The organism is Streptomyces sp. NPDC014995 (assembly GCF_043080745.1).
Lineage (GTDB): Bacteria > Actinomycetota > Actinomycetes > Streptomycetales > Streptomycetaceae > Streptomyces.
The window spans coordinates 427,565-446,710 of sequence record NZ_JBIBVX010000001.1; the positions used below are offsets into that span (position 1 = coordinate 427,565).

The 19,146-nt window shown below is 71.8% G+C and carries 20 protein-coding genes and 1 riboswitch; of the genes, 8 read left to right on the forward strand and 12 right to left on the reverse strand.

The genetic code is table 11. The annotated features are described in order from the left end of the window. Positions 1–111: 111 nt before the first annotated feature. The 6 genes from ACF1A1_RS01930 to ACF1A1_RS01955 all read right to left on the reverse strand — a co-directional run bounded on the left by ACF1A1_RS01930 (position 112) and on the right by ACF1A1_RS01955 (position 5,177). Positions 112–1,113, reverse strand: a complete 1,002-nt coding sequence (locus ACF1A1_RS01930) for a hypothetical protein (RefSeq protein WP_391644402.1) — start codon at positions 1,111–1,113, stop codon at positions 112–114. A 56-nt stretch (positions 1,114–1,169) separates the two neighbouring features. Beyond that, positions 1,170–2,093 carry a methylenetetrahydrofolate reductase [NAD(P)H] gene (gene metF, locus ACF1A1_RS01935; RefSeq protein WP_391644404.1) on the reverse strand — a complete coding sequence of 308 codons (924 nt, stop codon included), beginning with the start codon at positions 2,091–2,093 and terminating at the stop codon, positions 1,170–1,172. A gap of 158 nt (positions 2,094–2,251) precedes the next feature. Continuing rightward, on the reverse strand, positions 2,252–2,899 hold the full coding sequence (gene thiE / locus ACF1A1_RS01940) for a thiamine phosphate synthase (RefSeq protein ID WP_391644406.1): 648 nt from the start codon (positions 2,897–2,899) through the stop codon (positions 2,252–2,254). Positions 2,900–2,983: 84 nt separating this feature from the next. Continuing rightward, the gene (locus ACF1A1_RS01945; protein ID WP_004001914.1) at positions 2,984–3,349 is read right to left on the reverse strand and encodes an Rv2175c family DNA-binding protein; all 366 of its coding nucleotides are present in this window, start codon (positions 3,347–3,349) and stop codon (positions 2,984–2,986) included. Between the two features lie 203 nt (positions 3,350–3,552). Then, the gene (locus tag ACF1A1_RS01950; RefSeq protein ID WP_391644408.1) at positions 3,553–4,794 is read right to left on the reverse strand and encodes an NAD(P)/FAD-dependent oxidoreductase; all 1,242 of its coding nucleotides are present in this window, start codon (positions 4,792–4,794) and stop codon (positions 3,553–3,555) included. A 32-nt stretch (positions 4,795–4,826) separates the two neighbouring features. Further along, a complete protein-coding gene (locus ACF1A1_RS01955) occupies positions 4,827–5,177 on the reverse strand; it encodes a hypothetical protein (protein WP_391644410.1) in 351 nt (116 codons plus the stop codon). Between the two features lie 52 nt (positions 5,178–5,229). Next, a riboswitch (TPP riboswitch) is annotated at positions 5,230–5,341 on the forward strand. Here ACF1A1_RS01955 and thiO point away from each other — a divergent pair. The 5 genes from thiO (at position 5,339) to ACF1A1_RS01980 (ending at position 10,745) form a co-directional block, all read left to right on the forward strand. Next, positions 5,339–6,502, forward strand: a complete 1,164-nt coding sequence (thiO, locus tag ACF1A1_RS01960) for a glycine oxidase ThiO (RefSeq protein ID WP_391644412.1) — start codon at positions 5,339–5,341, stop codon at positions 6,500–6,502. (Overlaps the previous riboswitch by 3 nt.) After that, entirely contained in the window at positions 6,499–6,699 is a 201-nt protein-coding gene (thiS, locus tag ACF1A1_RS01965; protein ID WP_391644414.1) for a sulfur carrier protein ThiS, read from the forward strand. Before thiO ends, thiS begins: the two co-directional genes overlap by 4 nt. 3 nt (positions 6,700–6,702) lie before the next feature. Further along, positions 6,703–7,497, forward strand: a complete 795-nt coding sequence (locus tag ACF1A1_RS01970) for a thiazole synthase (protein ID WP_391644416.1) — start codon at positions 6,703–6,705, stop codon at positions 7,495–7,497. Between the two features lie 343 nt (positions 7,498–7,840). Then, positions 7,841–9,778 carry a Stk1 family PASTA domain-containing Ser/Thr kinase gene (gene pknB / locus ACF1A1_RS01975; protein WP_391644418.1) on the forward strand — a complete coding sequence of 646 codons (1,938 nt, stop codon included), beginning with the start codon at positions 7,841–7,843 and terminating at the stop codon, positions 9,776–9,778. 88 nt (positions 9,779–9,866) lie between these two features. Further along, a complete protein-coding gene (locus ACF1A1_RS01980; RefSeq protein WP_391644420.1) occupies positions 9,867–10,745 on the forward strand; it encodes a deoxyribonuclease IV in 879 nt (292 codons plus the stop codon). A gap of 62 nt (positions 10,746–10,807) precedes the next feature. Here the strand turns inward: ACF1A1_RS01980 and ACF1A1_RS01985 are convergent, their stop codons facing one another. Then, positions 10,808–11,440: a sulfite oxidase-like oxidoreductase gene (locus ACF1A1_RS01985; RefSeq protein WP_391644422.1), complete on the reverse strand. Its 633-nt coding sequence runs from the start codon at positions 11,438–11,440 to the stop codon at positions 10,808–10,810. 176 nt (positions 11,441–11,616) lie between these two features. Between ACF1A1_RS01985 and bfr the strand changes: the two genes are divergently transcribed. Beyond that, on the forward strand, positions 11,617–12,096 hold the full coding sequence (bfr, locus tag ACF1A1_RS01990) for a bacterioferritin (protein WP_391644424.1): 480 nt from the start codon (positions 11,617–11,619) through the stop codon (positions 12,094–12,096). Positions 12,097–12,114: 18 nt separating this feature from the next. On the opposite strand, the gene ACF1A1_RS01995 is transcribed toward bfr, so the two are convergent. After that, the gene (locus tag ACF1A1_RS01995) at positions 12,115–12,366 is read right to left on the reverse strand and encodes a bacterioferritin-associated ferredoxin (protein ID WP_391644426.1); all 252 of its coding nucleotides are present in this window, start codon (positions 12,364–12,366) and stop codon (positions 12,115–12,117) included. 125 nt (positions 12,367–12,491) lie between these two features. Beyond that, positions 12,492–13,844, reverse strand: a complete 1,353-nt coding sequence (locus ACF1A1_RS02000; protein ID WP_391644428.1) for a class II 3-deoxy-7-phosphoheptulonate synthase — start codon at positions 13,842–13,844, stop codon at positions 12,492–12,494. A 106-nt stretch (positions 13,845–13,950) separates the two neighbouring features. Between ACF1A1_RS02000 and ACF1A1_RS02005 the strand changes: the two genes are divergently transcribed. Then, complete coding sequence (locus tag ACF1A1_RS02005) at positions 13,951–14,007, forward strand: trp operon leader peptide (protein WP_078912442.1); 57 nt, start codon at positions 13,951–13,953, stop codon at positions 14,005–14,007. Between the two features lie 104 nt (positions 14,008–14,111). Continuing rightward, the gene (locus ACF1A1_RS02010) at positions 14,112–16,001 is read left to right on the forward strand and encodes an anthranilate synthase family protein (RefSeq protein WP_391644430.1); all 1,890 of its coding nucleotides are present in this window, start codon (positions 14,112–14,114) and stop codon (positions 15,999–16,001) included. Here the strand turns inward: ACF1A1_RS02010 and ACF1A1_RS02015 are convergent. The 3 genes from ACF1A1_RS02015 to macS form a co-directional block, all read right to left on the reverse strand. Beyond that, positions 15,953–16,948 (reverse strand): 2-hydroxyacid dehydrogenase, encoded by a 996-nt coding sequence (locus ACF1A1_RS02015; RefSeq protein ID WP_391644432.1) that lies wholly within the window; start codon positions 16,946–16,948, stop codon positions 15,953–15,955. The genes ACF1A1_RS02010 and ACF1A1_RS02015 overlap by 49 nt on opposite strands. Before the next feature lie 250 nt (positions 16,949–17,198). Continuing rightward, complete coding sequence (locus tag ACF1A1_RS02020; protein WP_391644434.1) at positions 17,199–17,876, reverse strand: response regulator; 678 nt, start codon at positions 17,874–17,876, stop codon at positions 17,199–17,201. After that, a complete protein-coding gene (gene macS, locus ACF1A1_RS02025; protein ID WP_391644436.1) occupies positions 17,873–19,111 on the reverse strand; it encodes a MacS family sensor histidine kinase in 1,239 nt (412 codons plus the stop codon). The genes ACF1A1_RS02020 and macS overlap by 4 nt, the downstream gene beginning before the upstream one ends. Between the last annotated feature and the right edge of the window lie 35 nt (positions 19,112–19,146).

Consider the following 19,146-nt stretch of genomic DNA (forward strand, 5'->3'; position numbering starts at 1 on the left):
GACCTCCGAGCGCCGAACGGCCCGCAGAACCGATACCGCTGATCGTCAGAACCGCATGTTCTGCTCGTCAGTACCGATACCGCTGCTCGTCAGTAGCGTTACCGCTGATCGTCAGTAGCGATACTGCTGCTCGTCGAACCCGTTCCCCTGTCCCTGCTGCTGTCCGTCGCCCTGGTAGGGGTACGGCTGCTCGGGCGGGAGTTCGCCGCCGAAGGGGTCGTCGGTGGTGCGCTGCTGCGGGACCCAGACGCCGCCGGCCGGGGTCTCCCCGTAGCCGCCGGTGCCGTACTGGTCCTGCCCGTAGCCGTGCTGGCCCTGCTGGGCGTGCTGCTGCTGGCCGTAGCCGGTGTCGTAGGAGGCCCCGCCGTAGGTCTGGGTGCCGATGTACGGGTCGGAGTAAGCGGCGTACTGCTGCTGCTCGCCGGAGGTGTCGTAGCCGTACTGCTGCTGGCCGTAGCCCGAGTAGCCGTCGTAGCCGTAGTTCTGGTCGGCGCCCTGGGCGGCCGTCGCGTACTGGTCCTGGGGCTGGCCGGCGGACGCGTACCCGGAATCGCCGTATATGCCGTAGGAGCCGGTGTCGTCGGGCATGGGCTGCGGCTCGTAGACGGCGGTGCTCTCGGCGGCCGTGGGGTCGTCGGTGCGCGCCGCGGGGGTGAAGACGTCGTCGCGGTCGTCGTCGTAGGCGTCCCTGTCCTGGCCGTACGACACGCTGTCACCGCCGAACGGCGCCGCGCCGTCCCGGCCGAACGCGTCGGGTGCGTCCGCGTAGCCGCCGTCGGCCGGCTCCAGGTCGGAGACCTCGAGGGTCGGGTCCTGGCGGCCGCCCTTGCCGCGGCGGCGCTTGGTGCCGTCGCCGCCGGGGCGGCTGACGGCCCAGCCCTCCGCGAAGCCACGGCGGAACGACAGCGTGACGTAGGTCTGGCCGACCGCGAAGGCGGCCGCGCCCAGACCGATGACGATGACGGACGGGATCAGCACGCCCAGCACGACACCGAGGAAGCCGACGAACGCCAGCAGCCGCCAGCGCAGCCGCGCCTTGTACTGCAGCAGCACCTCACCGAGCAGCCACAGCGCGACGATGCCGAACGCGATGTAGAGGACCGTCCAGCCCATGTACGCCCCTCTCCCAGTGGCCGCTACGCAGTGTGTCGTATGTCGGTGCGACCGGTCTAGGCCTGCGGCGGGTGGTGCAGGCCCAGGTTCTCGTAGATTTCCAGCGTCGCCGTGGAGTTGTTCAGCGTGATGAAGTGCAGTCCGGGCACTCCCTCGGACAGCAGCCGTGCGCAGAACTCCGTGGCGAAGTCGATGCCAATGGAGCGTACAGCGGTCGGATCGTCTTTTGCTGTGAGGATCCGCTCTTTCAGGGCGGCCGGGAAATGGGCGTTGCTGAGCTTCGGCAGCCGCTCCAGCATCTTCACGCTCGTCACCGGCAGGATCTCGGGGATGACCGGGGTCGCACAGCCGGCCGCCGCCACCCTGTCGCGCAGACGTAGGTAGGACTCGGGCTGGAAGAACATCTGTGTGATGGCGTAGTCGGCGCCGGCCCGGCACTTGTCCACGAAGTGCCGTACGTCCGTGTCCCAGTCGTCGGAGCGCGGGTGCATCTCGGGGAAGGCGGCGACGCCGACGCAGAAGTCGCCCGACTCCTTGATGAGCCGGACGAGCTCGGCGGCGTAGGTGAGGCCCCGGGGGTGCGGCACCCACTCGCCCATGGGGTCGCCGGGCGGGTCGCCGCGCACGGCGAGCATGTTGCGGATCCCGGCGTCGGCGTACTGGCCGATGATGTTGCGCAGCTCGGCGATGGAGTGGTCGACGGCCGTGAGGTGGGCGACCGGGGTGAGGGTGGTGTCGGCGACGATCTGCTCCGTCTCCTTGACCGTGGTCGCCCGGGTGGAACCGCCGGCGCCGTAGGTCACCGAGACGAAGTCGGGTGCCACCGCCTCGACCCTGCGAAGGGCATCCCACAGACTCCGCTCGCCCTTGGGGGTCTTCGGCGCGTAGAACTCGAACGAGTACGTCGTCTTGCCGGTGGCCAGGATGTCACGCACGGTGCGGGCGCGGTCTGTCCTGGTGGATGCGGTTCCGAGGGCCATACCCGCAGGTTAGCCAGGGGTCGGCGGTCACCCAACCAGATCCCGGGCATTTGCCCGATTTGTCGATTTACTGTCCATCCTTTGGACAGCATGCGGGAGCCGGGGAGCGGCCGGGCTCAGACCCGACCAGGTCCGCTCGGGCTTGGCTCAGGCCCGGCTCAGGCCTGGCTCAGCCGCTTCGCGAACTCCGTCGCAGCGGCGCCCGGGTCCTCCGCCTCCGTGATCGCCCGGACGACCACGACCCGGCGGGCGCCCGCCTCCAGCACCTCGTCGAGGTTGGTGAGGTCGATGCCGCCGATGGCGAACCAGGGACGGTCGGTGCCGAGGGACGCGGTGTGACGGACCAGGTCGAGGCCGGGGGCGGGGCGGCCGGGCTTGGTGGGGGTGGGCCAGCAGGGACCGGTGCAGAAGTAGTCCACGCCCTCCTGGACGGCGGCGGCCTCCGCCTCCGCCACGGAGTGCGTGGAGCGGCCCATGAGGACGTGGTCGCCGAGGATGGCACGGGCCGCGGGGACCGGCAGATCGCCCTGGCCGAGGTGGAGGACGTCGGAGCCGGCGGCATGGGCCACGTCCGCGCGGTCGTTGACCGCGAGCAGCTTGCCGTGGCGGGCGCAGGCGTCGGCGAACACCTTCAGGTGGTCCAGTTCCTCGGCCGCCTCCATACCCTTGTCGCGCAGCTGGACGATGTCGACGCCGCCCGCGAGGACCGCGTCCAGGAACTCCGGGAGGTCGCCCTGGCGCTTACGGGCGTCCGTGCAGAGGTAGAGGCGGGCGTCGGCGAGTCGGGCGCGGGCGGTGTCGGGCATGCGTGGGTCCCCCCGGGGCGGTGGTGTACGACCGTGGCGGTGCGGGCCACGGTCGTACACCGGGCGGTTGTTCGAATCAGCGGGTCAGACGGCGAGCGCCTGGGCGCGGCGCTTCACCTCCGTGCCACGATTCTCGCTCAGGGCCTGCGCCGGCGTACCGGGCAGGGACGGGTCGGGGGTGAAGAGCCACTCGAGCATCTCTTCGTCCGTGAAGCCGTCGTCCCGCAGCAGCGTCAGGGTGCCGGACAGCCCCTTGACGACCTTGTCCCCGTCGATGAAGGCGGCGGGCACGTGCAGCGCGCGGTTCTCGCCACGGCGTACGGCGATGAGCTGGCCCTCCTTGACCAGCTGCCGGACGCGCGTCACCTCGACGCCGAGCATTTCGGCGATGTCGGGCAGCGTGAGCCAGGCGGGGACGAGAGCATCGATCTTTGCGTCAATCTCGGTCACGGGAACAAGCCTGCCATCTGCCACTGACAGTCGGAAGCCGGGTCGCTCCGGCGGGGCCTGATCGGCAAGGCGTTCGGATCGGACCGTCACCGCTTTCCGCCCGGCTCCTCACACCCGGATCAGGCCGCCACCGCATCCCACCCGGCTCCTCCGGCCTCGGATCGGGCTGCCACCGCCCTCCGCCCGGCTCCTCCCACCCCAAGTCAGGCCGTCGCCGCCTTCAACGGTCTCGCCGGGTCCACGAGCAGCCGCGGGTTCATCGGTGTGCCCGCCTCGATCAGCCGGCGTCCCTGGGCGAGGTCGCGCGGGCGGCCCACCGCGAGGAGGGCGACGAGACGGTCCTCGCGCAGCCAGCAGACCGTCCAGGCCGGTCCGGACGGGTCGCCGCGCCACAGGGTGGTGTCGGCGCCGGTGTGGTGGCCGGCGTACTGGACGAAGCGGCCGAACTGCTCGGACCAGAAGTACGGGACCGGGTCGTAGACCGCCGGGGGCTCGCCGGTGGTCTCGGCGAGGATGTTCGCGGCGACCGTGCGCGGGCCCTGGAGGGCGTTGTCCCAGTGGTGGACGAGGAGCCGCTCGCCGTACCGTCCCGACGGGAAGGAGGCGCAGTCGCCGACCGCGTACACGTCCGGCGCGGAGGTGCGCAGGTGGGCGTCGGCCACGACCTCGCCGTGCGTGCCCAGCTCGATGCCGGAGCCGGCCAGCCAGGCCGTGGCGGGGCGGGCGCCGATGCCGACCACGACGGCGTCGGCGGGCAGCCGCGAGCCGTCGTCGAGGACGACCGCGCCGGGCTCGACGCGCTCCACGCGCGCGCCGGTGCGCAGTTCGGTGCCGCTGTCGGCGTACCAGGCGGCCATCGGGGCGGCGACCTCGGCGGGCAGGGCGCCGGCCAGCGGCCGGTCGGCGGCCTCGACGACGGTGACCGCGCAGCCCGCCTCGCGCGCGGCCGTGGCGAACTCGGCGCCGATCCAGCCGGCGCCGACGACCACGATGTCGTGCTGCCGGGCGAGCACGGGCCGCAGCCGTTCGGCGTCGTCCAGGGTGCGCAGCAGGTGGACGCCGGGCACGCCCTCGGCGCCGGGCAGCCGGATCGGTTCGGCGCCGGTGGCGAGGACGAGGACGTCGTACGGGACGGGCCCGGCCTCGGTGTCCAGCTCGTGGTCGGCGGTGCGTACGCCGAGGGCCTCGCTGCCCAGCCGTAGTCCGATGTCGAGGCTCTCGAAGTCGACGTCGAAGGCCGAGCCCTCCGCCTTGCCGAGCAGGACGGCCTTGGACAGTGGGGGCCGGTCGTAGGGCTGGTGGGGTTCGGCCCCGATCAGGGTCACCGTGCCGGTGAAGCCCTGTTCGCGCAGCGCGACCGCGGTCTGCACCCCGGCCATGCCCGCGCCGACGACGACCACGCGCCGCCCGGGTGCCCTGCCTTCTTCCTGCGTCTGCTCACTCACCTGATCACCTTAGACAACTGACGAATCGTCAGTCAGCCGTCGTGCTCCGTGACCTGCTCCACAACGCTCGTCCCGCTGCCCGGCCGCGACTCCCACTCCCACGTCTCGTCGAGGCGCACCCGGCCGTCGGGCAGTTCCACGACCGTCGAGACGCAGTGTCCGCAGGACGTCGTCCCGTCCTGCCCGAGCTGCACGTACCGGAAGTCGAGCCGGTCTCCTTCCCGCGTACCCACCAGGTGCCCGCGCACGACGTCGCCACCCGCGTAGTCGGCCCAGATCACGCCGTCCCGCTCGTGGTACGCGAAGCGGGTGCGGGTGCCGACCTGGCCGGGCGCCTGGTCGGCGACGGGGGCGAGGACGAGACCGTCGAGCGAACGGGGCACAGGCGGAGGCTCCCTTACTGAGTGGTGCGGGGGCGGGCTAGGGTGGCCAACGTAGAGCACTCGCGGGAGCCCGGACGCACCGGGCTGAGAGGGAGGCTGGCGGCCTCCGACCGTACGAACCTGATCCGGGTCATGCCGGCGAAGGGAGGGGCTGGACGCCCATGTCCTCACGTACGTCAGACGTCCTCGTCATCGGGGGCGGCATCATCGGGCTCGTCACGGCGTGGCGGGCCGCGCAGCGCGGGTTCGCCACGGCGGTGGTGGACCCCGAACCGGGTGGCGGGGCCGCGCAGGTGGCGGCCGGGATGCTGGCCGCCGTCACGGAACTGCACTACGGCGAGCAGACGCTGCTCGGCCTGAACCTCGCGTCGGCCCGCCGCTATCCGGACTTCGCGGCCGAGCTGACCGGGCTCACCGGCCACGACCTCGGCTACCGTCGCTCGGGCACGCTCGCGGTCGCGCTGGACGCCGACGACCGCGCCCATCTACGGGAACTGCACGCCCTGCAACGGCAGTCGGGGCTGGAGTCGGAGTGGCTGTCCGGGCGGGAGTGCCGGCGCCTGGAGCCGATGCTCGCGCCGGGGGTGCGCGGTGGGCTGCGGGTGGACGGCGACCACCAGATCGATCCGCGGCGGCTGGCGGGCGCGCTCGTGGCCGCGTGCGAGCGGGTGGGCGTGGTCTTCCACCGGACCTGGGCCGAACGGCTGTCCGTGGTGGCCGGCCGGGCCGCCGGGGTCCTCACGCGCGCGGGTACGGCGCTGGGCGCCGGGCAGGTGGTGCTCGCGGCCGGCAGTCTCAGCGGACGGCTCGCCGGTGTGCCGGACGAGGTGCTGCCGCCGGTGCGGCCGGTGAAGGGGCAGGTGCTGCGGCTGCACGTGCCCCAGCGGTACGCGCCGTTCCTGAACCGGACGGTACGGGCCGTGGTCCGCGGCAGCCAGGTGTACCTGGTGCCGCGGGAGAACGGCGAGCTGGTCGTCGGCGCGACCAGTGAGGAGCTGGGCTGGGACACGACGGTGACGGCGGGCGGCGTGTACGAGCTGCTGCGGGACGCGCACGAGCTGGTGCCCGGGATCACCGAGCTGCCGTTGACGGAGACCCGCGCGGGCCTGCGCCCGGGATCGCCGGACAACGGGCCGCTGCTCGGGCCGACCGAGCTGGACGGATTGCTGCTGGCGACCGGGCACTACCGCAACGGCGTGCTGCTCACGCCCGTGACCGGCGACGCGATGGCGCATGTGCTGGCCACCGGTGAACTCCCCGACGAGGCCCGTCCCTTCACACCCCGGCGCTTCGGCGCCGCCGCACTCTCGGAGCAGCCCGCATGAACATCTCCGTCAACGGGGAATCCCGGGAGGTCGCTCCCGGTACGGCCCTCGACGCCGTCGTACGGTCCCTCACCGCGGCGCCCTCCGGAGTGGCCGCCGCCCTCAACGAGACCGTCGTCCCGCGCGCGCGGTGGTCCGCCACGGCCCTCTCCGAGGGGGACCGTGTGGAAGTCCTCACGGCCGTCCAGGGAGGCTGAGCCATGGCCGACGATCCCTTCGTCCTCGGCGGTACGACCTTCTCGTCCCGTCTGATCATGGGTACGGGCGGTGCGCCCAGCCTGGACGTGCTGGAGCGGGCGCTGGTCGCCTCCGGGACCGAGCTGACCACCGTCGCGATGCGGCGGGTCGACCCCTCGGTGCACGGGTCCGTGCTGTCGGTGCTGGAGCGGCTCGGGATCCGGGTGCTGCCGAACACGGCGGGGTGCTTCACCGCCGGGGAGGCCGTCCTGACGGCGCGCCTCGCGCGGGAGGCGTTGGGGACGGATCTGGTCAAGCTGGAGGTCATCGCCGACGAGCGGACCCTGCTGCCGGACCCGGTCGAGCTGCTCGACGCCGCCGAGACGCTGGTCGACGACGGGTTCACGGTGTTGCCGTACACCAACGACGATCCCGTGCTGGCGCGGAAGCTGGAGGACGTGGGGTGTGCGGCGGTGATGCCGCTGGGGTCGCCGATCGGATCGGGGCTCGGGATCCGCAACCCGCACAACTTCCAGCTGATCGTCGAGCACGCGCGCGTGCCGGTGATCCTGGACGCGGGGGCCGGTACGGCGTCGGATGTGGCACTGGCGATGGAGCTGGGGTGTGCGGGGGTGATGCTGGCGTCGGCGGTGACGCGGGCGCAGGACCCCGAGCGGATGGCGCTGGCCATGCGGGCGGGCGTGGAGGCGGGGAGGCTGGCCCGGCTGGCGGGTCGGATTCCGCGTCGTCACTTCGCCGAGGCGTCGTCTCCCGCGGAGGGCCTGGCGGCGCTGGACCCGGAGCGTCCCGCGTTCTGACCCGGCGCCCCGGCCCCCTCCCCCGGAGGGCGGAACACCATCGGCGGCTCCCGCGCCGTGCCACGCGGCTGCCACGCCGTGCTGCCCGACAGCCGTGTCGTGCTCCCGCCAGCCGCGCACGGCGCGCGCCCTGCCCGGCGACAGCCCTGTCGCGCTCCGCTGCGCAGGAGCGCAGGGCAGCCCTGGCACGCTCCCCTCGGTACACAACCCGCCCCGGCTCCTCCTCCCCACCCCGCGGCGCCCGCCTCGCGCCACCCGCCCCAAGTCACAGCTCCGCTGCAGTCCCGCGCCGATCAGGGTGGACGAGGTGGGGGTGTCCGTGGGGGCTCGTACACTCGCGTGCGTGGACACGACCCTTCAGGACCCTCTGGTCGGGCAGGTGCTCGACGGGCGTTATCGCGTGGACGCGCGGATCGCGGTCGGCGGCATGGCCACGGTCTACCGGGCCGTGGACACCCGACTCGACCGGGTCCTCGCGCTCAAGGTGATGCACCCGACGCTCGCGACCGACGCCTCGTTCGTGGAGCGCTTCATCCGGGAGGCGAAGTCCGTCGCGCGCCTGGCGCACCCGAATGTCGTGCAGGTGTTCGACCAGGGGACGGACGGGTCGTACGTCTACCTCGCCATGGAGTACGTCGCCGGCTGCACCCTGCGGGACGTGCTGCGCGAGCGCGGGGCGCTGCAGCCGCGGGCCGCGCTGGACATTCTGGAGCCGGTGCTCGCCGCGCTCGGTGCCGCGCACCGGGCCGGGTTCGTGCACCGGGACATGAAGCCCGAGAACGTGCTGATAGGGGACGACGGACGGGTCAAGGTCGCCGACTTCGGGCTCGTGCGGTCCGTGGACACCGTCACCAGCACCACCGGTGCCGTCCTCGGCACCGTCGCGTATCTCGCGCCCGAGCAGCTCGAGCAGGGCACCTCGGACGCGCGCGTGGACGTGTACGCGTGCGGGGTCGTGCTCTACGAGATGCTCACCGGGGACAAGCCGCACGACGGGGACTCCCCCGCCATCGTGCTGTACAAGCACCTGCACGAGGACGTGCCCCCGCCCTCGGCCGCCGTGCCCGGTCTGCCGTACGAGCTGGACGACCTGGTCGCCTCGGCCACCGCCCGCACCCCCGACGTCCGGCCGTACGACGCCGTGGCCCTGCTCGCGCAGGCGCGGGAGGCGCGTGCCGCGCTGGGCGAGGAGCAGTTGGACGCACTGCCGCCGCAGGCCCGCTCCGCGGAGCACGACAACGCCGGGGACCGCACGAGTGTGATTCCCCGCTCACTGACCGTGCCCCGGCCGCTGCCGGTCAACGAGGACGAGGAACCCGCGGGCGGGGACGCGCTGAACCAGACCTCCCGGTTCGAGGCGGAGCCTCCGCTGCCGCCCCGGCGCCGTTCCGGACCGCCCCGCCGCGGGCTGCTCGCGATCGTCACCGCCGTCCTGCTGGTGCTCGGTCTCGGCGCGGGCGTCTGGTACATCAACTCCGGCCAGTTCACCAAGGTGCCGGCGGTGCTGACGCAGACCCAGGCGCGGGCCGAGCAGCGGCTGGAGGCGGCCGGGCTCGAAGTCGGCGCGATCAAGCACCGGTACAGCGACACCGTCAAGCGCGGCACGGTGATCAGCACCGACCCGGAGCCGGGCGCCCGCATCCGCAAGAACGACACCGTGGCCCTCGTCGTCTCCGACGGCCCCGAGACCGTGAAGGTGCCCTACCTGAAGGGCACCCGGCTGGCCAAGGCCAAGGCACAGCTGAAGGAGGACGGGCTGGAGCCGGGGGTGGTCACGGAGGCGTTCAGCGAAGAAGTCGCCAAGGGTGCCGTGATCAGCAGCGACCCCGAGGCGGGCACGGAGCGGCGCGCGGGCACGGCGGTCTCCCTCGTCGTCAGCAAGGGCAGCCCGGTCGACGTCCCGGACGTCACCGGCGACGACCCGGCCGACGCCAGGGCCGAGCTGGAGGAGGCCGGCCTGAAGGTGAAGATCTCCGCCGAGAGGATCAACTCCGAGTACGACAAGGGCCGGGTCGCCGCCCAGTCACCGGGCCCGCAGAAGCAGGCCGCCGAGGGTGACACGGTGACGCTGACGCTGTCCAAGGGCCCGGAGATGGTCGAGGTCCCGGACGTGGTGGGCGCGAGCGTGGACGACGCGAAGAAGCTGCTGGAGGAGTCCGGCTTCGGGGTCAAGGAGGACCGGGGGCTGCTGGGGCTGTTCGGTGACACGGTGAAGAGCCAGTCCGTGGAGGGCGGCGAGACCGCGCCCAAGGGGTCGACGATCACCATCACCATCCGGTGACCGGCCGCTCCCCCCACCTTCCCGTCACCGGCCGCCCGGCGCGGCATCCGGTGACCGGCCGCCCAGCGCGGCATGACACCCTGAACGGGTGAGTCACCAGCACCCCTTCCCCTCCCGCAACCCCGTCGGCGGCCACGTCCCCGTGGCCGGCGGTCTGCACTCGGTGGGGCTGTCGTACGCCCATGACCTCAAGGCCGAGACGGTCCAGGTCTTCGTCGCCAACCCGCGCGGCTGGGCCACCCCGGCCGGGAACCCGCGGCAGGACGAGGCGTTCCGGGAGGCGTGCGCGGCGGAGTCGATCCCGGCGTACGTGCACGCGCCGTACCTGATCAACTTCGGCTCGCACACCGAGGCCACGGTCGAGCGGTCGGTGGAGTCGCTGCGGCACTCGCTGCGCCGCGGGCGGGAGATCGGCGCGCTGGGCGTGGTGGTGCACACCGGGAGCGCGACGGGCGGGCGGGAGCGGTCCGTGGCGCTGAAACAGGTCCGCGAGTACCTGCTGCCGCTGCTGGACGAGCTGACCCACGACGACGATCCGTTTCTGCTGCTGGAGTCCACCGCCGGTCAGGGTTCCTCGCTCTGTTCCCGGACCTGGGACTTCGGGCCGTACTTCGAGGCGCTGGACGCCCATCCGAAGCTCGGGGTGTGCCTCGACACCTGCCACGTCTTCGCCGCCGGGCACGACCTGACCGGACCCGCCGGCATGCACCAGACCCTCGATCTGCTGGTGGACACGGTCGGTGCGGGCCGGCTGAAGCTGATCCACGCCAACGACTCCAAGGACGTGGTCGGCGCCCACAAGGACCGGCACGAGAACATCGGCGCCGGCCACATCGGCGAGGACCCGTTCCGTGCCCTGATGACCCACCCGGCGACCGCGGGCGTCCCGCTGATCATCGAGACGCCCGGCGGCAAGGAGGGACACGCGGCGGACGTGGAGCGGCTGAAGAAACTCCGGGACGGCTGAGAAACGCCGGGACGCTGAGAACGCGGGACGGCTGAGAACGCCGGGGCCGCCCGCGCGAGGAGTCAGAGCTCGGGGCCTTCCCCGGGCTCCTCCTGGTACGAGTACCGCTGTTCCTTCCAGGGGTCGCCGACGTTGTGGTAGCCGCGCTCCTCCCAGAAGCCGCGGCGGTCCGTCGTCATGTACTCGACGCCGCGGACCCACTTCGGGCCCTTCCAGGCGTACAGGTGGGGGACGACCAGGCGCAGGGGGAAACCGTGTTCCGCCGTGAGCAGTTCGCCGTCCTTGTGGGTGGCGAAGATGGTGCGGTCGGAGGCGAAGTCCGACAGGCGCAGATTGGAGCTGAAGCCGTACTCCGCCCACACCATCACATGGGTGACATCGTCCGCGGGCGGCGCGATCTCCAGGATGGTGCGGGCCGGGATCCCGCCCCACTCGGCGCCGAGCATGCTGAACTTCGTCACGCAGTGCAGATCGGCCACGACGGTGGTGTGAGGAAGGCTGGTGAATTCCTCGTGGGTCCAGCAGTGCTTCTCGCCGTCGGCGGTGGCGCCGAATACCCTGAACTCCCAGCGCTCGGCCCGGAACTTGGGCACCGGACCGTAGTGTGTGACCGGCCAGCCCCGCTGCAGTCGCTGCCCCGGCGGAAGCTCGGACACTGCTGCTTCTCCTGGTTCTCGCTCCACCGGATGACCCATGACTCCATCCTGACAGACCCGGGGCGATGCGGATGACCAGGCATGTCCAGAATCGGGCAACTCCGACTAAGCATGGACTAACTTACTAAGTACGCACTTACTGGACGATCTTCGACACCCGGTGCAATCATGCGGCGGCAACCTCCCCGAATCCCCACGTGGAAGGAGCCTCTGCGATGCAGGGCGACCCCGAGGTCATCGAGTTCCTCAACGAGCAGCTCACCGGCGAGCTCACCGCCATCAACCAGTACTTCCTCCACGCCAAGATGCAGGAGAACTTCGGCTGGACGAAGCTCGCCAAGTACACGCGGCACGAGTCGTTCGACGAGATGAAGCACGCCGAGGTCCTCACCGACCGGATCCTGTTCCTGGAGGGCCTGCCGAACTACCAGCGACTGTTCCATGTGCGGGTGGGACAGACGGTCAAGGAGATGTTCGAGGCCGACCGGCAGGTCGAGGTCGAGGCCATCGACCGCCTCAGGCGAGGGATCAAGGTGATGCGCGAGAAGGGCGACATCACGTCCGCGAACATCTTCGAGTCGATCCTCGAGGACGAGGAGCACCACATCGACTACCTCGACACCCAGCTGGACCTGCTGGAGAAGCTCGGTGAGTCGCTGTACCTCGCGCAGCTGATCGAGCAGCCGGAGAGCTGAGCCACGCGGCTTCCTCGGCTACGCGGCTTCCTCGAGTTCCTCGAGCTCTTCGAATCCGGTGAGGACCGGCTTGCCCTGGTCGGCGAGCTCGCGGCGCGGACACGCGCCCCGGCCGAGGATCGCCTGGATACGGCGGACGCAGGAACCGCAGTCCGTGCCGGCCTTGCAGGCGGAGGCGATCTGCCGGGGCGTACAGGCCCCGTTGTCCGCGTGCTGTCGGACCTGCGCTTCGGTCACACCGAAGCAGCTGCAGACGTACACGCGGTTCACCTCCCCGCCGAGATCGATAAGGCTAACCTAACCTTACCCGGCGCTCAGTGGCCGCAAAAGTGGAGTGGGGCGCGGATCGTATGTGATCCGCGCCCCACTTCATGCCCCGGTAACAGGTGAGCCCGTCACTGGTCCCTGTACATCTCCGCGACGAGGAAGGCCAGGTCCAGCGACTGGCTGCGGTTCAGCCGCGGGTCGCAGGCCGTCTCGTAGCGCTGGTGCAGGTCGTCGACGAAGATCTCGTCGCCGCCGCCCACGCACTCGGTGACGTCGTCACCGGTCAGCTCGACGTGGATGCCGCCCGGGTGGGTGCCGAGGGCCTTGTGGACCTCGAAGAAGCCCTTGACCTCGTCCAGCACGTCGTCGAAGCGACGGGTCTTGTGACCGGAGGCGGCCTCGAAGGTGTTGCCGTGCATCGGGTCGGTCACCCAGGCCACGGTCGCGCCCGAGGCGGTGACCTTCTCGACCAGCTCGGGCAGCTTGTCGCGGACCTTGTCGGCGCCCATGCGCACGATGAAGGTCAGCCGGCCCGGCTCACGGTCCGGGTCGAGGCGCTCGATGTACTGCAGCGCCTCCTCGGCCGTCGTCGTCGGGCCGAGCTTGATGCCGACCGGGTTGCGGATCTTCGAGGCGAACTCGATGTGCGCGTGGTCCAGCTGCCGGGTGCGCTCACCGATCCACACCATGTGCGCGGAGACGTCGTACAGCTGCCCGGTGCGGGAGTCCACGCGCGTGAGCGCCGACTCGTAGTCGAGCAGCAGCGCCTCGTGCGAGGAGTAGAACTCGACGGTCTTGAACTCCTCCGGGTCGGTCCCGCAGGCGTGCATGAAGTTCAGCGCGTTGTCGATCTCGCGGGCGAGCTGCTCGTAGCGCTGGCCGGACGGGGACGACTTCACGAAGTCCTGGTTCCAGGCGTGCACCTGGCGCAGGTCGGCGTAGCCGCCGGTGGTGAAGGCGCGCACCAGGTTCAGCGTGGAGGCGGACGCGTGGTACATCCGCTTCAGCCGCTCGGGGTCCGGGACGCGGGCCGCCTCGGTGAAGTCGAAGCCGTTGACGGAGTCGCCCCGGTAGGTCGGGAGCGTCACGCCGTCGCGGGTCTCGGTCGGCTTGGAGCGCGGCTTGGAGTACTGGCCGGCGATACGGCCGACCTTCACCACGGGCACGGACGCCGCGTACGTCAGGACGGCGCCCATCTGGAGCAGCGTCTTGAGCTTGTTGCGGATGTGGTCCGCGGACACCGCGTCGAAGGCCTCGGCGCAGTCGCCGCCCTGAAGGAGGAACGCCTCGCCCTTGGCGACGGCCGCCATCCGGGCGCGCAGCTGGTCGCACTCGCCCGCGAAGACGAGCGGCGGATACGACTCGAGGTCCGCGATCACTGCGCGCAGAGCCTCGGTGTCGGGGTACTCGGGCTGCTGCGCCGCGGGCAGGTTTCGCCAGGTGTTGCCAGCGCTCGCGCTGGTCTTAGCGTTCACGGTCACCCCCCAACACTACGGGGTCGGGTCGAGTGATCTCCCCGCGGCTCGACAGGTGAGACGGACGCGCGCTCACCTGTGGACGCGGGACGTGTGCGGTAGGGTGCGTCGCATGTTCGCGCTTTCGACCCAGAACTGGTGGTGGACCGCTCATCCGGCGGCCCACTGACTGCGCGTACGCAAGACTTCGCGAAGGCCGCCCGAGGGGCGGCCTTCGGTGTTTCCGGGCGCGGGCCGTTCCTCCTCACCTCCCAGCGAGAAGGACACGGACCCATGCATCTGATCGACCTGCTGGACGATCCCCGCCCGTTCGCCCTGCTGCGCCGCCGCATGCCGGGCCGCTCCGCCGAGAGCGAGGCCACCGTCGAGCTGCTCCTCGGCCCGGTCGCCGCCTACGACCGCCTCGCCGACCTCCCCGACGAGGGCCTCGCCCTGGTCCCGTTCCGCCAGATCCGCGAGCGCGGCTTCGACGTCCGCGACGACGGCACGCCGCTCACCTTCCTGGCCCCCGAGGAGCGGTACGAGATCCCGCTCGCCGAGGCGCTGGAGCAGCTCCCCGCGCACGAGGTGCGCGTCGAGGGCGGCGGCTTCGACATCGGCGACGAGGAGTACGCGCGGATCGTCGGCCGTGTGCTGCGGGACGAGATCGGGCGGGGCGAGGGCGCCAACTTCGTCATCCGGCGGACGTACGAGGGAGGGATCTCCGGCTTCTCCAGGGCGGACGCGCTCGCCCTGTTCCGGCGGCTGCTGGAGGGCGAGCGGGGCGCGTACTGGACGTTCGTCGTGCACACCGGGGACCGCACGCTGGTCGGCGCCAGCCCCGAGGTGCATGTGCGGATGTCCGGCGGGACCGTCGTGATGAACCCGATCAGCGGGACGTACCGCTATCCGGCCGACGGCCCGACGCCCGGGCACCTGCTGGACTTCCTCGCCGACGGCAAGGAGATCGAGGAGCTGTCGATGGTCGTCGACGAGGAGCTCAAGATGATGTGCACCGTCGGCGACATGGGCGGGGTGGTGATCGGGCCGCGGCTGAAGGAGATGGCCCACCTCGCGCACACCGAGTACGAACTGCGCGGGAAGTCCTCGCTGGACGTGCGGGAGGTGCTGAGGGAGACCCTGTTCGCCGCGACCGTCACCGGCTCGCCCGTGCAGAACGCCTGCCGGGTGATCGAGCGGCACGAAACCGGCGGGCGCGGGTACTACGCCGGTGCCCTGGCGCTCCTCGGGACGGACTCGGGCGGCGCCCAGACCCTCGACTCCCCCATCCTCATCCGCACCGCCGACATCGACGCGGCCGGACGGCTGCGGGTGCCGGTCGGGGCCACCCTGGTGCGTGGCTCCGACCCGGCCGGCGAGGTCGCGGAGACGCACGCGAAGGCGGCGGGGGTACTGGCCGCGCTCGGGGTGCGGCCGGGACGGCCACGGGAGGAGAACACGCGCCCCCGGCTGGCCGACGACCCGCGCGTGCGGGCCGCGCTGGACGGGCGGCGGGCCTCGCTGGCGCCGTTCTGGCTGCGGATGCAGGAGCGGTCGAACGAGCTGAGCGGGCACGCCCTCGTGGTCGACGGCGAGGACACCTTCACGGCGATGCTGGCGCATGTGCTGCGGTCGAGCGGGCTGGAGGTGTCCGTCCGGCGGTTCGACGAGCCGGGGCTGCGGGAGGCGGTCCTCGCGCACGAGGGTCCGGTGGTCCTGGGCCCCGGTCCCGGTGACCCGTGCGATCTGGACGATCCCAAGATGTCGTTCCTGCGGGAGCTGACCGCGCGGGTGATCCGGGAGCACCGGCACGGGGTGCTGGGCGTCTGCCTCGGACACGAGCTGATCGCGGCGGAGCTGGGGCTGGACATCGTACGGAAGGAGGTGCCGTACCAGGGGGCGCAGACGGTGATCGACCTGTTCGGGCGGCCGGAGACCGTCGGCTTCTACAACAGCTTCGTGGCGCGGTGCGACGACGACGCCCTGGCGGAGCTGGCGGCGCACGGGGTGGAGGTGAGCCGGGCGGCGAACGGGGAGGTGCACGCCCTGCGCGGTCCGGGGTTCGCGGGCGTGCAGTTCCATCCGGAGTCGGTGCTCACGCTGGACGGGGCGGCCGTCGTGCGGGAGCTGGTGGGTCAGCTGCGCGGCACCAGCACGTTCTCCGAGCGGCGGCCCGCGTTGTAGTCCAGGACGTTCTTCACCGTGGCGTCGACGATCTGGGCGACGGCGTCCTCGGTGTAGTACGCCTGGTGGGAGGTGACCAGGACGTTCGGGAAGGTGACCAGGCGGGCGAGGGTGTCGTCCGAGATGGCCTCGAGGGACTTGTCGAGGAAGAACAGGCCCGCCTCCGCCTCGTAGACGTCCAGGCCGACGCCCGTGAAGCGGCCCTCGCGCAGCTCCGCGACGAGGGCCGCGGTGTCGATCAGGCCGCCGCGGCTGGAGTTGACCAGGATCGCGTCGTCCTTCATGGACTTCAGGGCGGTCGCGTCGATGAGGTGCTGGGTCTCCGGCATCAGCGGCAGGTGCAGGCTGATCAGGTCGGACTCGACCAGGAGCTGCTCCTTGGGGACGTACCTCATGCCGAGTTCGGCGCACGCGGGGTTCTCGGCGATGTCCCAGCCGAGCAGGCGCATGCCGAAGCCGTGGGCGATCCGGGTGAACGCCTCGCCGATCTTGCCGGTGCCGAGGACGCCGACCGTGCGGCCGTGCAGGTCGCGGCCCATCAGTCCGTCGAGGCGGAAGTCGAAGTCACGGGTGCGGGTGGAGGCCCGCACGACCCGGCGGTTGACCGCCATGGCGAGGGTCCACGCGAACTCGGCGACGGAGTACGGCGAGTAGGAGGAGACCCGGGCGATCGTCATGCCGAGCCGCTCGGCCACGTCCAGGTCGATGTTGTTGAAGCCGGTGGAGCGCTGGGCGATCATCCGGGTGCCGCCGGCCGCGAGCGCCTCCAGGACGTTCGCGCCGAGGTCGGCGTTGACACTGGTGGAGATCGCCTCGTGGCCGGCGGCGATGGGGACGGTGTCCTCGGTGAGGAAGACGTCCAGACAGCGGACCTCGTGGGGAGGGATGAACGCCCGCTCGATCAGGGGCTTCTCGTCCGCCTGGACGCCGAAGGCGAGGATCTCCATGGCCGCTCCCGTTTCGTAGGCCTATGGGCTTTCGTAGGGCTGTGGGCCGAATATATGACCCCGCCCCGGGGGTTCGGCCGAAGACGGCGGTACCGGCCGCGGTGTCGAAGCCACGGAGGCCCGGGACGGTGCGGCCGCGCGGGGCGGGGATGCCGCGGTTGCCCGACGAAGAGGTGCGCGTCGTCGTGGTCCGGGGCGCGGAGGCGGGGGCGGGGGCGGGCAGGTCCAACGACGGTGAAGGGCAGGGGCGTTACTCGTCGTCGAGGCCGCGCTCTATCGCGTAGCGGACGAGTTCCACGCGGTTGTGCAGCTGGAGCTTGCCGAGGGTGTTCTGGACGTGGTTCTGCACCGTGCGGTGGGAGATGACGAGGCGTTCGGCGATCTGCTTGTAGCTCAGGCCCTTGGCGACCAGGCGCAGCACCTCGGTCTCGCGGTCGGTCAGCCGGGGCGCGTTCGGCTCGTCGGTGCCGGCGGCGGGCGCGGGTTCGGAGGCGAGACGGCGGTACTCGCCGAGGACCAGGCCGGCGAGCCCGGGGGTGAACACCGGGTCGCCGACGGCCGTGCGGCGCACGGCGTCCAACAGCTCCTCCGTGGAGGCCGACTTCAGCAGGTAGCCGGTCGCTCCGGACTTCACCGCCTCCAGCACGTCGGCGTGCTCACCGCTCGCGGAGAGGACGAGGACGCGCAGGGCGGGGTTCGCGGCGACGACCTCCTTGCAGACCTGGACGCCCGGCTTGGCGGGCAGGTTCAGGTCCAGGACGAGCACGTCGGGCGTGGTGGCCTTGGCGCGCCGCACGGCCTGCTCGCCGTCGCCGGCGGTGGCGACCACGTCGAAGCCGGACTCGGCGAGGTCGCGGGCGACGGCGTCGCGCCACATCGGGTGGTCGTCGACCACCATGACCTTGATCGGGTCCCGCTCTGCGCTCATCGTGTGTCCGCCTTCCCCCGTGGGTCCTTCATGTCCTTCTTCGGCACGGTCAGTTCGACCTCGGTGCCCTGCCCCGGCATGGAGATCAGCTCGGCGCTGCCGCCGAGGTCGCGCAGCCGGCCCCGGATCGACAGCGCGACCCCGAGCCGTCCCTCGCCCTCGGCCTGCGCGAGCCGACCCTCCGGGATGCCGGGTCCGTCGTCCCGTACGGAGACGATCACCGCGTCGGGCTCGTCCTCGACCAGGATCCAGGCCTGGGCCTCCTCGCCCGCGTGCCGGCGCACGTTGTCCAGCGCCGCCCCGACGGCCGCGGCCAGCTCCCGGGCGGCGGCCGGCGGCAGCAGCACCGGGGCGCCGGGCTCGGCGAGGCTGACCCGGGCGGCGGCGAAGGGGGCGAGCAGCGAGCGCAGGTCCACGGGGCCACCGTCGTCCTCGCCGTCCTCGGGCACCTCCACGGCGCGTACGACGGCCCCCTCGGCCTCGTCCTCCGACACCCGGGAGACCGGCACCAGACCACCGGAGACCAGCGTGCGCAGCGCCACCTCCTGCTCGCCGGCCATCCGGCCCAGCTCGGCCGCCTCACCGCCGATGACGGCGCCCCGCCGCTGCACCATGGCCAGCACCTGGAGGACGCTGTCGTGGATGTCCCGGGCGAGCCGCTCCCGTTCCCGGGTCGCGGCCTCGATCTCCAGGGCCCGGGCGAGGGTGCGCTCGGAGGCGCGGGCGACCTCGACGACGTAGCCGATGGCGATGGAGGCGACCCAGACGAGGATCACGTTGTGGACGGTGTCGCGGGCGGGGTGGCCGCGTTCGATGAGGTTGGCGACGGCGACCGGGGTGGAGGCGAACGCGGCCCAGCGCCAGCCACCCTTGATGGCGTACGCGAGGACCGAGCCGGCGGTCCATATCGACGGCAGGGTGGGGCCGCCGGCCAGGATGTGCTGGTCGTTGACGACGAGCGGGGTGAGGACGATGCCGATGAGGGCGACGGCGAGGTCGGCGGCGAGGAAGCGCTTGGTGCAGGTGGTCGCGTTCTGCACGCGGGGCAGGGTGGCGAGCGTCCAGACGCACAGCACGGCGTAGTAGGCGATGGCGATGCCGGGCCGGTCGTAGTCCTCGTAGGCGGAGACGAACAGGCCGACCGCGTACAGCATGGTCAGCACCCGGTAGGCGGTCAGCGCCCGCCACAGCGGCAGCTCGACCGACATCCGCATGACTCTCTCGCGCCTGGCCATCTCCCCCACCCCCCTCGTCCCGCCCCCTCGGCCCG